Source organism: Thermogemmatispora aurantia (assembly GCF_008974285.1).
Taxonomy (GTDB): domain Bacteria; phylum Chloroflexota; class Ktedonobacteria; order Ktedonobacterales; family Ktedonobacteraceae; genus Thermogemmatispora; species Thermogemmatispora aurantia.
Genome location: NZ_BKZV01000001.1, coordinates 896664 through 909947, shown reverse-complemented (window position 1 = coordinate 909947; position 13284 = coordinate 896664). Strand labels below are relative to the sequence as shown.

Annotated in this window: 11 protein-coding genes; 10 read left to right on the top strand and 1 reads right to left on the bottom strand. The window is 59.9% G+C overall.

Annotation, left to right across the window (positions count from 1 at the left end):
• Positions 1-201 precede the first annotated feature (201 nt).
• From KTAU_RS03560 to KTAU_RS03535, 6 genes are all read left to right on the top strand, one after another.
• The gene (locus KTAU_RS03560; protein WP_151727054.1) at positions 202-1296 is read left to right on the top strand and encodes a thiamine pyrophosphate-dependent dehydrogenase E1 component subunit alpha; all 1095 of its coding nucleotides are present in this window, start codon (positions 202-204) and stop codon (positions 1294-1296) included.
• On the top strand, positions 1293-2276 hold the full coding sequence (locus KTAU_RS03555; protein WP_112428741.1) for an alpha-ketoacid dehydrogenase subunit beta: 984 nt from the start codon (positions 1293-1295) through the stop codon (positions 2274-2276). The genes KTAU_RS03560 and KTAU_RS03555 overlap by 4 nt, the downstream gene beginning before the upstream one ends.
• Before the next feature lie 160 nt (positions 2277-2436).
• Positions 2437-3825, top strand: a complete 1389-nt coding sequence (locus KTAU_RS03550) for a dihydrolipoamide acetyltransferase family protein (RefSeq protein ID WP_151727053.1) — start codon at positions 2437-2439, stop codon at positions 3823-3825.
• Between the two features lie 184 nt (positions 3826-4009).
• A complete protein-coding gene (gene lipA, locus KTAU_RS03545; protein ID WP_112428737.1) occupies positions 4010-4882 on the top strand; it encodes a lipoyl synthase in 873 nt (290 codons plus the stop codon).
• 103 nt (positions 4883-4985) lie between these two features.
• Positions 4986-5792, top strand: coding sequence for an alpha/beta fold hydrolase (locus tag KTAU_RS03540; protein WP_151727052.1), 807 nt, complete (start codon positions 4986-4988; stop codon positions 5790-5792).
• A 230-nt stretch (positions 5793-6022) separates the two neighbouring features.
• A complete protein-coding gene (locus tag KTAU_RS03535) occupies positions 6023-6430 on the top strand; it encodes a response regulator (RefSeq protein WP_170293027.1) in 408 nt (135 codons plus the stop codon).
• 251 nt (positions 6431-6681) lie between these two features.
• On the opposite strand, the gene KTAU_RS03530 is transcribed toward KTAU_RS03535, so the two are convergent.
• Positions 6682-8592 carry an MptA/MptB family glycosyltransferase gene (locus KTAU_RS03530; RefSeq protein WP_151727050.1) on the bottom strand — a complete coding sequence of 637 codons (1911 nt, stop codon included), beginning with the start codon at positions 8590-8592 and terminating at the stop codon, positions 6682-6684.
• 311 nt (positions 8593-8903) lie between these two features.
• Between KTAU_RS03530 and KTAU_RS03525 the strand changes: the two genes are divergently transcribed.
• The 4 genes from KTAU_RS03525 (at position 8904) to KTAU_RS03510 (ending at position 13156) form a co-directional block, all read left to right on the top strand.
• Positions 8904-10478, top strand: coding sequence for a DUF1800 domain-containing protein (locus KTAU_RS03525; RefSeq protein ID WP_170293026.1), 1575 nt, complete (start codon positions 8904-8906; stop codon positions 10476-10478).
• Between the two features lie 75 nt (positions 10479-10553).
• Positions 10554-11816 carry a DUF1501 domain-containing protein gene (locus tag KTAU_RS03520; protein WP_151727048.1) on the top strand — a complete coding sequence of 421 codons (1263 nt, stop codon included), beginning with the start codon at positions 10554-10556 and terminating at the stop codon, positions 11814-11816.
• A 246-nt stretch (positions 11817-12062) separates the two neighbouring features.
• Complete coding sequence (locus KTAU_RS03515) at positions 12063-12611, top strand: hypothetical protein (RefSeq protein ID WP_151727047.1); 549 nt, start codon at positions 12063-12065, stop codon at positions 12609-12611.
• Positions 12611-13156 carry a hypothetical protein gene (locus KTAU_RS03510; RefSeq protein WP_151727046.1) on the top strand — a complete coding sequence of 182 codons (546 nt, stop codon included), beginning with the start codon at positions 12611-12613 and terminating at the stop codon, positions 13154-13156. Before KTAU_RS03515 ends, KTAU_RS03510 begins: the two co-directional genes overlap by 1 nt.
• Positions 13157-13284: the final 128 nt, after the last annotated feature.

Sequence of the window (13284 nt, the reverse complement as noted above, 5' to 3'; positions counted from 1 at the left end):
CTTATGCAGCGCACTGCTTGCTGCCGTTCGGGCCGGGCTGCCCTGCAAGGGCGATGGGGAGGAGGAGGGCGAGACCGCTCGCCGGTAGGGGCTGGATGCTGGTCGCTGGAGATGCCTGTTGTCGGCCACCCAGATAGACGCTCACTCCCTCGTCAGGCAGGGATCAGGCGATCACAATGCGGAGGAGTATCCCAGAAGATCATGAGCGAAGCGGAGCGGGCTGACCTGCTGTTGCAGATCTATTATTATATGCGCCTCACCCGCGCTATGGAGGATCGTACGCGCACCCTCTTTCTACAGGGGCGCATTGTCGGCGGGGTCTATACAGCGCAGGGTCATGAGGCGACGACCGTCGGGGCGGCGATGACGCTGCGCGATGGGGACTGCATTGTACCGCAGCACCGGGATCTGGGCATGCATCTGGTACGGGGAGTCTCGCCACGCGCTGTGATGTGCCAGTGGTTGGCACGCGGCAATGCTCCGACGCTGGGACGCGACGGCCAATTGCACATTGGCGATATGCATCATGGGGTCGTCCCTATGATCAGTATGCTGGGCGAGTCGCTGCCGGTGGCCTGCGGCGTCGCCCTGGTCATGAAGATGCGCCGCCGTTCAACGGTGGTGCTGGCTAGCTGTGGCGATGGGGCGACCAGTACCGGGGCCTTTCACGAGGCCCTCAATTTTGCCTCGGTGCAACGATTGCCCGTGGTCTTTGTGATCGAGAATAATGGCTATGCCTATTCGACGCCGACCGTCAAGCAGTTTGCCATCGAGCAGCTCGCCCAGCGAGCGCTGGCCTATGGCATGCCTGGCGAGAGTGTCGACGGTAATGACGTGCTGGCGGTGATGGAGGCAGTGGGGCGGGCAGTGGCTCATGCGCGCAGTGGCCAGGGGCCAGCGCTCGTCGAGTGTCGTACGTTCCGCGTCCGAGGTCATTCCGAGGCTGATAAGGCCGACTATGTGCCGCCAGCTCTGCGCCAGGAATGGCTCGCCAGGGATCCCATCAGACGCTTTGAGGAATATTTGACGGCTCAAGGACTGCTGAGCGCGGAGCGCCGCCGGGAGATTGAGGCCCGAGTGCGCAGCGTAGTCGATGACGCTGTGGCCTTTGCCGAGGCCAGTCCCCCGCCCGATCCGGCGACCGTGGCCGACTATGTCTTTGCTCCCGATGGCCCGATCGCTATTGTCGGCGAGCCGGATGCGACCGATCCACGCTATGTCAACGCCCTGGATACGCGCACCGGGAGGCCTTTCTGCACGATGAGTCAAGTAGAGGAGGCTGTTACTCAGCTATGACTGCGGTAACCTATCTGGAAGCGATCAGCCAGGCGATTCGCGAAGAGATGCGGCGCGACGAGTCGGTCTTCCTCCTTGGCGAGGATGTGGGCACCTACGGCGGGGCCTTCAAGGTGAGCGCCGGCTTTCTAGAGGAATTCGGCCCGGAGCGGGTGATCGATACGCCAATGTCTGAGACGGCGATCATTGGCTCGGCGGTGGGGGCGGCCCTGATGGGAATGCGCCCGATCGCTGAAATGCAGTATATCGATTTTATCACCTGCGGTTTCGATCAGATCGTGAACATGGCCTGTAAAATGTACTGGCGCTCCGGAATCCCCTTGCCGCTGGTGATTCGTGGTCCCGCAGGCGGCGGCACGCATGGTGGCCCTTTTCATTCGGCCAGTCCAGAAGCCTGGTTCTTCCATACGCCCGGAATTAAGGTGGTGATGCCAGCCACCGCCTACGATGCCAAGGGCCTGCTGAAGGCGGCGATCCGCGATAACAATCCTGTCCTGTATCTGGAGCATAAGCTGCTCTATCGCCTGCCGGAGCTGCGCGAAGAGCTACCCAGTGAGGACTACATTGTCCCACTGGGAAAGGCCATTATCCGTCGCCACGGTCGGCATATGACGATGCTGACCTATGGGGCAATGGTTCATCAGTGTCTCAAGGCTGCCGAGCAACTCGCCACTGAGGACGGTCTGGCGGTCGAGGTCGTCGATCTGCGCAGCCTGACTCCTCTCGATCGCGAGACAATCAAGGAATCGGTCAAGCGGACCAATAAGGTGCTGATTGTGCATGAGGATACACTGACCGGTGGCGTGGGGGCTGAGCTGGCGGCTCTGCTGGCCGAGGAGCTGTTTGACTATCTTGATGGCCCGATTATGCGAGTGGCCGCTCCCGACGCTCCCTATCCTTATGCCCCTCCTCTAGAGATGGCCTACTTGCCTGGCGTGGAGCGCATCGTGGCCGTCGCGCGCCAGCTCGCCGCTTACTAGTTTGGCGAGGCCCTTTCTTTAGTTATTGGGGGCGGCCACGCGCGTAAGTGAGTGGGTGAGTGAGTTCGTGAAGCCGGGAAAGCGTAAAAGGAGAAAGGGAGAGCAATTCGCTCCCCTCTGAAAGGAAACTGATGGAGTAATTGTTTGCGAGGAGTGGACTATGCCAACGCCGGTGAAATTCCCCCGTCTCGGCGAGTCAGTTGCAGAAGGAACCGTCGCTGCCTGGCTCAAGCGCGAAGGCGATTATGTGGAAAAGGATGAGGCTCTGGCCGAGGTAGTGACTGACAAGGTCAATGCTGAACTTCCTTCGCCCGTCGCTGGTCGGCTGGTGAAAATCCTGGTGCCAGCTGATCAGACAGTACCAGTCGGAACCGCCATCGCTCTCATTGAGGAGGAAGGGGCAGTGGCGGAAGTCGCAGAGGAAGCGAGTGCCAGCCAGAGTAGTCGTGCAGCCGCAGCTCTGGCGACGCCCGCGGTTGAGCAGGTAACTTCTGCAGCTGCTGTGCAGCGTGGCACCTCAGCCCTCTCCGTAGAGGCTGAGGCCGTGACGGCGGAGCCACACGATGGCCAGCAGCCTGGCGAACGTGAGCGTCAGCGTATTTCGCCCCTGGCGCGGCGCCTTGCCCGCGAGCATGGCATCGATCTGAACGAGATCAAGGGCACGGGTATCGGGGGACGGGTACGCAAAGAAGACATCCTGGCTTATCTGGACCAGCGTCAGCGCAGCGCGCAGACGGCGCAGGTGCCCGCTGCGGCTGTGGCCGCTCAGCCCAGGCCCTCCTCGGTGACTGTCGCAAGCTCAGCGGCGGTCGCTGCCAGGGGGCCGGAGCCGGTGGCTGCTGGCCCGGATGAGGAAGTCATCGTCCCGGATCGGATGCGCCTGGCCATTGCTGAGCACATGGTGCGTAGCAAGCGGACCGCTCCCCATGCTACCACCGTGGTAGAGGTCGATATGACCGCCATTGCGCGCTGGCTGGAGCGTAACAAAGAGGAGTTCAAGAGGCGCGAGGGCTACAGTATCAGCTACGTGCCCTTCGTCATGAAAGCGGTCTGTGAAGGTATTCGTAAGGTACCGCTGATCAACTCCAGCTGGACTGAGGATAACCGCATCATTGTTAAGAAGCGCATCCATCTCGGGGTGGCGGTTGCCACCGATAGCGGCCTGGTTGTGCCTACCATTCACGATGCCGATCAGTACACCATTGCTGGCCTGGCGCGGCGCCTCAACGAGGTGGCACAGCGGGCACGCAGCAATCGTCTGACGGTGCAAGATCTGCAGGGGAGCACCTTTGTGGTCAATAATCCGGGTACCTTTGGTACAATACTATCGGTACCGATTATCAATCAGCCCCATGCGGCTATTCTCAGCATGGATGCCGTGGTCAAGCGCCCGGTGGTGACAGAGGAAGACGCCATTGCCATTCGTTACATGATGTATCTCTGTCTCTCCTTTGACCATCGTATCCTCGATGGGGCTGGAGCCGCTACCTTCCTGCAGGCCGTGCGGGCCAAGCTGCAGAGCTACGGATCGGAGATCGATGTCTATTAAAGGTGCCGCTGGTGGAGCAAGGGTAGAGCAGAGAGGGAGAGTGGCGATGTGGTAATGCGGTAATGCTCGATCGAACCTGGTAGGCGAGGCTAAAGCTGGCAAGCAAGGGCCAGTTGGCCAGCCGACCAGGAAGCCAGCGAAGCGAAGCCGAAGCCAAGCCAAGAGAGGAAGTAGAGGAACGATCATGGCGACCATTATCCCTGAGCGCCGCCCCTCGTGGTTACGTGTGCGCCCGCCCGAGGGAGAGGGCTATGAAGAGATCAAGCGGCTCATGCGCAGCAAAGCGCTACACACAGTCTGCGAGGAGGCGCGCTGTCCCAACATCCGCGAATGCTGGGGACATGGCACGGCTACCTTTATGATCCTGGGGCGCATCTGCACCCGCAGCTGTGGCTTCTGTGCCGTTGAGACGGGGCGTCCCCTGGGAGTAGACTGGGAAGAGCCGAAGCGGGTAGCGGAGGCCGTGCGACAGATGGGACTGCGCTATGCCGTAGTGACCTCAGTGAATCGCGACGAGCTGAAAGATGGAGGGGCCTCCATCTTTGCCGCAACCATTCGCTGGATTCGGCGCCTCAATCCCGGCTGCAAGGTGGAGGTGCTCACGCCCGATTTCAAGGGAGACTACGATGCGCTCAAGGTGGTGATGGACGCCAAACCCGATGTCTTCAACCACAATGTGGAGACAGTCCCGCGCCTCTACCGTCGTGTGCGGCCCCAGGCGGTTTACCAGCGCTCGCTGCAGGTTCTCAAATGGGCGAAGGAGCTAAATCCAGCGGCTCCGACCAAGTCCGGCTTCATGCTTGGCCTTGGCGAAAGCTGGGACGAGGTGCTGGAGGTCATGCGCGATTTACGCGCTCATGACGTGGATATCCTCACCATTGGTCAGTACCTGCGTCCCTCTTTCCAGCATCTGCCGATCCAGCGCTATGTGCCGCTGGAAGAGTTTGCTGCGCTCAAAGAGGAAGGGAAGAAGATGGGCTTCCGTCATGTAGAGTCCGGCCCCTTTGTGCGCAGCTCGTATCACGCTCACGAGCAGGCCGAGGAGGCTCTCGGGTGAGCATGCCGGTGCGGGGCTGGCTCAGGCCCGGAGACAATGCTCATAGAGGCAGAGCGCGCTCTGGGGCGCGCGCTAGACTTCGACTGAGGAGGGAAAGCTGCTCATGAAAGCACGGCTCAACGGCGTCCAAATCGCCTATGACGATCATGGGGCAGGTCTGCCTGTGCTCTTTCTGCATGCTTTCCCACTGAATCGCCGCATGTGGCAGGGCGAGATGGAGGGACTCCTGCGGGAAGGCCGCTATCGCCTGGTCGCTCTTGATTGGCGCGGCTTCGGCGAGAGCGAGATCGATCGTGAGATCCTGACAATGGAGACGCTGGCTGACGATGTGGCGGCACTGATGGACTGGCTGGGTATGGAAGGGGCTGTCCTCTGTGGCCTGTCGATGGGGGGCTATGTGGCCTTTGCCTTTCTCCGCAAGTATCCGCAGCGTGTCCGCGGTCTGATTCTGGCCGATACGCGACCGGAGCCTGACAGTGAGGAGGGGAAGGCCAATCGCGAGCAGCTGGCGCGTCTGGCCGAAACCCAGGGAGTTGAAGCGGTGGCCGATCTCCAGATCCCGCGCCTCCTCTCTGAAGAGACGCTCCGTCAGCGGCCCGAGGTCGAGGCCCAGGTGCGCCGTTTGATTGCAGCGGCTACACCGCGGGGCATTGCCGCCGCCTCGCGCGGCATGGCTCAGCGGGCTGATGCGCGTGGGCTATTGCCTACCATTCGTTGCCCGGTGCTGGTTGTTGTGGGCGAACTGGATCAGCTTTCGCCGCCTTCGCTGGCCCAGGAATACGCGGCACGCATCCCACAGGCCCAGCTGCAGGTGATTCCGCGGGCCGCTCATCTCTCCAATCTAGAGCAGCCACAAGCATTCATTGATGCCATTGGCGCTTTCCTGCGCTCCTCAATCCCGGCTCTGTAAACAGGGCTGGACGGCTGCCCCTGTTCTATGGTGGAGGGAGGAGCTGAGACGTGGCTGGGCCAGCTCGGCGGGCTTGTGGTGTATGGAGACAGTCAAAAGGGTCTCCAGAGGTAGCCGCTGGCTGGCCCGCTCGCTAGTGATCTGTGGGGTACGCTAGCCAGCGCAGTGGTTGGCAGAGGTGGCTTGTTGCAGTGTTGTTGTGCTCTATGGTAAGGGGAATACGAGAGGCAATGGATGACGATTGTGATCGGGGTGAGGGACGTCACCCGATAGTGCTGGTTGTGGATGATAATCCGGCCATTCGTGACATGGTAGCATGGGCGCTGGAGCTGGATGGCTATGAGCCAGCAGAGGCCGCTGAAGGTCAGGAGGCGCTGGCCTGGGTCGATAACGCAGTGCGTGAGGGGCGCTATCCTTCCGTGATTCTGCTCGACCTGGCTATGCCGGGCATGGATGGCGAGACCTTCTTGCAGCGCCTGCGCTCCCAGTGGGAGCCGGCTTATCCCTTCCCTCAGATTGTGGTCATCACCGCTGGAGCTGGCTTGACCACTGCTGCCGCTTTAGATGTGCAACAGGTCATTGTCAAGCCTTTTCACGTGCGTGACCTGCTCGATATCATTCGTCGTCTGACTATCTGAGGGGGTAACAACGGCCAGCGGGCTGTCCCCTTGCGGCGGAAGGACGGCAAAGGTGTGAAAAGTCTGATGTCCTTGAGGTCCTTGAGGTCCTCCCCCGCCAGGTGGCAGGAGCCTGAGCCAGGCTCTTGCCACCACCGGTTAGGCTTCGTCTGAGCCAGATAACCAATAGGCACAATGTCCTCCTCTGGTGGTGAGCAGATTCCTATCCCAGCCTGCGAGCACTGTTCCCTTCTCACCGTCCTTTTTCTTTTTCATTCCATTGATGAGGGCGACAGCCTGTCCTCTCGCTGCTCGGAGGCGCCGGATTGGAGCAGGAGACGATAGGGCAGCGAGAGACGCTGGATGAGAAGAGCAACAGGAGGAGAATTTGAGCGTCCAGTTGTTGGTAGATCGAGGCCAAGGTTGCTGCGCCTGGCGAGGCGGTCAACCAGCCAGGTTAGTAAGAGGGGGAGGAGCCAGGCGCAAGGGCCGCGCAGATAAGCCAGCTTGAAGCCGGGCAGGAAGGGCACAAAGGCCCCGTGCAAAGCCCAGGCGTAGGAGCCATAGAGCATCAGCATCGTCAGGCTGAGCAGGCGAAAAGGCAGGGGCCGCCGCAGAGTAGCCACCCCACGCCAGCGCACGAGCGTCAATGGCCAGCGCCTACTCGCGTCGCTTGCTTCCAGCAGGGCATAGAGACCGAAGAATGTGACCAGGTACCAGGGCCAGAACCAGGGGGTACCGAGGGCGCAGTAGAGCAACCAGACCAACGCCAGCCACTGGATCAGGCCACCAGGGGTTCTGATGCGCCAGGAGTGGCGTAACGCCCGCCAGCAGAGCCAGAAATAGCAGAGAGCAAAGATGCCCATGCTCAGCGTATGCGTAAGGCGCTCGCCCGGCGAGCCGATGATCGGGATGGTCACCTCGAAATGTGATGCAATTGCAGCATTATATAGTTGACCAAGAAATTCGGCAACTGTGTTGATATTGCGTGAAGCTGAGGGGTTGACGCGTAAGACGTCTAGAACGGCACCGCCATCCCAGAAAGGGGCATAGAGCAGCACAATACAGCCAATGTAGAGTCCCAGGCAGAAGGCAATCTGGCGCAACGGTACTCCTCGACCCCAAAGTAGCAACAGCAGCCCTGGAAAGAGCAGGACCGTGTTGATCTTCAGGCAGGCTGCCAGGGCGAAGAGGATGGTAACTAAAGAGTAGAGGGGTAGGACGGGCTTCCCGCGCACAAGGAGCCAGAGGGCGAGTAAGATTAAGAAAAGCAGGGTGCTATCATTGTGGGCGTTAACAGCCGCCTCGAAGAGCAGGAGCGGATTCCAGGCGAAAGCCAGTGTCGCCAGAATACGCCGGCGCTGCCCAGGCTGATCTTCAGCGCGTGCCGGCTGCAAGTAGCCGCTGATAGACCAGATCAGGAGGGCCGAACCCAGGTGCGTGGCCAGGCCAAGCAGGCGCAGCAATAACAAGGGAAGAAGCAGATTGTTAGCGCCAGCTAGAGGCAGCGCCAGCCACTGCAAGAAGCAGGTGATGGCGGCCCAGGTTGGGCCATAGGCTGAAGGTTGATCGATCCAGTAGAGATAAGGATAAGTTGCGTCATATTGAATTTTAGTGGGAAGTGTGGTAAGAGGATTGAGATGATAAATAACTCCCATCCGTGCGTAGATCAGGTAGGAAAAAAGATCGGGGGAGGTAACTACGGGAATAAGCGCGTAGAGCAGGCCCAGTGCTACCGTTGAGAGCATGACATGACGACGGGAGATAAGGGCAGGTAGTCTGGCCAGGGCGTAGAGGTAAAGGAGGAAGAGGGCCGTCAGGACTGTCAGGAACAGGATGATCTCCAGCCAGGCCAACGGTGGCGAAGGGATCGCCGGGTCGGTGGGCACTGGCTGCAGCGGAATGATACTCCAGTTAGGGAAGAGGGCCTGGGTTGGCAAGAGCGACCAGGTGCCGGCCCGTGAGAGCAGCGCATCGTTGAACCAGAGGCCGCTCAGAGGGAGCACGGCATCCAGGAGCACGATGGCCAGGATCATCCCCCCAAAAACAGCCAGAAGAAGAAACCGCTGGCTCCTGTGCGGTCTCTCTGGCGACTGTGAAAGGGCTTCTTCCTTGAACTCCTGTTGAGCGATGACATCTGCTTCCGCCGTTTTTTGCTCAAGTGGCAATTCTACATTTCTCATCCCTATACTTGCTACCCATCTATCACAGCTGATGCTGATATAGCACTGGCAGATGGCAGCGTGCCTGCGCAAAGGAAGGCCCCGCGGGTAGGGCCTTCCTGGACAGCGAGAGGCACAGCTTCCAACTTTCTTGAACGATTGATAGTTTCGCGCGGTGACGGACCAGGCCAGATTCCTGTCGGGAGTCATCTTCAGCAAACATATAGCTCTTCTTGAGGACATCTTGAGTTTTCTCTGCTAGCATGACTGGTATACCCCGGAAAAACATCCTGCCTGTTTTTTGCAGAGTACGCACGGGAGCGACCTGGCTTATGGAAGAAGCAGCAAGTTATGAAGAACCGCGCTGGCCCCCTTCTGCCGAACAGAGCGAGCCACAGCCGGCGACATCTGCCTCAAACGCAGCACCAGCCTCGGCACGGCTGCCCCGGCGCCGTCTCCTTGGACTGGCGGGGATCGGCTTGGGTGCAGCGGGGTTAGTGGTTGGAGGCGTCGCCCTGGAACAGTTCTGGCAGCATAGCCACTCAACCAGCGCCCAGGCTGACCAGCAGCTCATCGGGCACTTGCTAAGGCGCGCAGGTTTTGGCGCTGGACCCGAGGAGCTAGCGCTCTATCGCAATCTTGGCTTCACCGCTGCGGTCGATCGTTTGCTGCACTATCAGCAAGTGCCCGATGATGAGATGGAGCAGCGTCTGGCGGCTCTCAAACTCAATCTCGATCGCCCGCAGGATCAGCAGCGCTGGTGGCTTCTGCGCATGGCCTGGACGCAGCGTCCGCTGCTGGAAAAAATGACCCTCTTCTGGCATGGGGTGCTTACCAGCAGCTTTCGCAAAGTCGGGGGCCCTCGCTTCTATCGGCGCATGATCATCCAGAACGAGTTTTTACGCGAGCACGCCTTCGATACCTTTGATAGCATTCTGCTGGGGATCACCAGTGATCCCGCTATGCTCTTCTATCTCGATCTCACCAAGAGCACGCGCAACTCCCCCAATGAGAACTATGCCCGCGAGCTGATGGAGCTGTTCACCATCGGGTTAGGTCACTACACTCAACAAGACGTCACCGAAGGAGCGGCGGCCCTTAGCGGCTGGCATGTTCGGGGCTTCTCCTCTTATTACAATCCTGCCACTCACAGCGACCGCATCAAGCATTTCCTGGGGCATAGCGGTAACCTGGATTATCGAGACGTCATCACGATCCTGGCCAACCATCCCGCCGCCCCCTGGTTTCTGGCGCGCAAGCTCTTTAGCTTCTTTGTCTACGAGAACCCGAGTGAGGAGGATCTCCAGCCGCTCGTCACGGCTTATCAGCAGAGCAACCATAATATTGGGGCGGTCATGCGGGCCCTCCTGCTTTCGCCGCAGTTCGCCTCGGCGAAGGCGTATCGCAGCCGACTCAAGTCGCCAGTTGAATTCGCCGTTGGCGCCTATCGAGCTTTGGGCCTCCAGGACGATGGTAGCTTCCTGCCGCAATTCACCACGCTCATGGGCCAGACCCTCTTTGATCCCCCCAACGTTGGTGGCTGGCCTGGCGACAAGGTCAGCGCTTTCTGGCTCAATAGTGGCACATGGATGACGCGTCTCAATTACGTTGATCTCCTCCTGCGACGTGGCCTGGGGCGTGGCGTTGTCCATCCACTCAATCTGCAATCTCTGATCGAGAAAAACCGTATCGCCTCGCCCGAAGCTTTTGTAGACTACTTTGCGGCTTTCCTGCTTGACGGGCAGCTAGCCGGCGATCGGCGGGACCAGGTTGTCAGCTATCTCACTACGCCAGCGACAGGGCGGCAGGAGAGCGTAACCTTTGCCAATGGTAAGTCCTACCCGCTCAGCCGTGTGCGGGGCGCGCTCTATCTGCTCCTGGCCTCGCCGGAGTATCAGCTGAACTAGATTGGAGGAAGCAGATGCCCAACAGGGCTGCGGTTATGGCCTGCTGGGGACCTGCTTGAAACGGGAGGAAAAACAATGGCCCTTTCTCGTCGTGCACTGATCAAAGATGGTATGCTCGTCGTGAGCGCCGGCATGGTCATGCCCTCTGTCTTCAGTCGTGCTCTGCTCTCGGCGCGCGCGCAGGCCCGCGAAGGGGTACGCTTGGCCCAGGCAGCTAGCGAGCGCACCCTGATCGTCGTTCAGCTGGCCGGCGGCAACGATGGTCTCAACACCGTCATTCCCTATACAGACGCTCACTATTACCAGATGCGTCCCACGCTGGCCATCAAGGAGGCTCAGGTACTCCCGCTTGATCAGCGACTGGGCCTACATCCTGAAATGGCGGGCTTCAAAAAGCTCTGGGACGCTGGCCACCTGGCCGTCGTCGAGGGGGTTGGCTATCCCAATCAAAGCCTCTCACACTTTCAGGCGATGGATATCTGGCAGACCCTCGATCTCAGCGGCAACGGACGCGAGGGCTGGCTGGGCAAGCTCGTGGCTGGGCTTGTCGACCAGGAAGGTCACCCTTTTAAAGCGCTAGAGATCGGCAGCCAGACCGCCCTCGCTCTCTCCTCACTCACCACTCAGGTTCCCACGCTCTCCAGCCTCAACTCCTATCGCCTCAGCGCTGACCCAGCTGATCACGATGGCGGAGCCTCGCGTCTGCAGGCCCTGCTCAAGCTCTACAATTCCTATCCGCGTACCGCCCCTTATGCCGCGCTTCTAGAGGCTACTGCCCTCGACGCCCAACAGAGTGCACAACGCCTGCATCAAGTGGCCAACAGCTACAAGCCTGCCGTGACCTACCCCCAGGGTCCATTTGCCGAGGGACTCAAGATTCTGGCGGAAGTCATCGTGAACGATCTGGGCCTGCGCGTTGGCTACATTACCCTGGGCGGCTTTGATACCCACGCCAACCAGGAGGAGACCCATGCCCAACTTGTCAAAACGCTTGCCGATGGCCTCTATGCCTTCTACACAGATCTCGCCTTGCACGGCAAGGCTGATCAGGTGGTGGTCATGACCTGGTCCGAGTTTGGGCGGCGTGTCGAGGAAAATGGCAGCCTGGGCACTGATCATGGAACAGCGGCACCGATGTTCATTGTCGGCAGCGCTGTCAATCGCGGCATTTTCGGAGAGCCACCGTCGCTGACGAATCTTGACGATAATGGGAATCTAAAATACACAGTTGACTTCCGCTCAGTCTATGCTACCGTCTTAGAGCGCTGGATGGGAGCCTCGGCGCGCGATGTGCTGGGAGGCTCTTTCGGCACCCAGAATTTCCTCGCGGCTTCCTGACTCATCAGGTGCTATTCTGTTTGCGGCTCGCTGCTTTTCCGATGGATGAGTGGCCAGCCGCTCCGCTCATAGAGGTCTCCTGCCACTCCTGGCATCCTGGCGGCTCGTCAGGTGACCAGGAGTGGGGGGATGGCACCATCTTGCCGCTCGCTAGCTGCATCGTGGCCGTCTGACCTGCCTGCCGGATCTTTGCTATAATATGAACCGGTTGATCTAACTCTCGCAGTCAGGAGTACCATCGTCAAGATGTCTGATGATTTCAAGGAAGAGGGGTATCCACAGCGGCGTGAGCTGTGGATCACACTGGGCATTGTGGTGCTTGTGATGCTGATCGTCCTGGTTGGTCTCATGGCCTACAGCCACTTACCGCGGGCTGGTGGCAATGGCAGCGATGCGTTAACGGCGCTAACCCCCACGCCGGCACAGAACAATCCAGTGGCTTCCATCGAATTGAATCGGTCCTTCTCCTTTAGCGGGGTGAACCTGACCGTGACCCGCGTTGGCGAGGCAGGCAGCTACTCTGATGACCAAAAGCACCAGAGCAACTATGTCATCCGGGTCTATCTGGACATTCAGAATCCCGGTGAATCGCCAGTAGGGATCGACTACCAGGCCCTGGCCCGCCTGGTGCTTCCCAATGGCACCCAGATAGCCCCCCAGCTAATTTCCGTTCCTCCTGTGATCCTGCCGGGTCAGAAGCAAACGGGCTACCTGGACTTCCCTGTCAATCAGCAACTCGATCTCTCCACGCTTTCACTGCATCTCGGCAAGAAAGCGCAGGTGCTCTTCTCCTGATGCATTTCTCTGACGAATACGAAGACCAGGAACAGGAGCAAGAGGAGCGAGGCAGCGACGAGCTACTCGCCTCAGATGAGCTACGTTTGCCAGAGGGAGCCAGCTTCCTTGTGCGACTGCACGCCGTCAGAGCCTGGCTGGTGCGTCGGCAAGAGGAAGCAAAACTGGCCGCGGGCGAGGCGGCTCTGCGCCTGCAAGAACTGGCTCTGGCCCGGGAAGGAGAGTCGCGTTTGCGCCGCCGCCAGCTAGAGCAGCAAGCGCATCTACAGCGCCAGGCCCATCAGGACCTGGCGGATGCCAACTCTCGGCTCCGGGCCTATGCTGAAGCAGCGGCCCTCTTAGAAGAAACAGTTGATCATGTTAGCGGCCAGCGTGTGCTGGTCGAGTACTATCTGGCCCTTAGCGAGCTACTAGAGTGCGAAGCGAGCCACGCCAGGTCCCTCCAGGAGGGGGAGAGCCTGATCGCTCGCTCGCCGCGGCTCCAGGCTTTGCAAGACGTGCTACAGCGTGTCGAGCAGGTCAGCGTGCCAACGGAAGACGACTGAAAAGGAAGGGACCTGGCCCGGGCCGGGTGGAGAGTCAGCGAAGGGGGAGGAGCCTGGGCATAGTGGCCCAATCTAAGGGGCTTTGATAGCAGACAGCCCTGACAAGGCAAAGAGAGACGGGCTTCCCT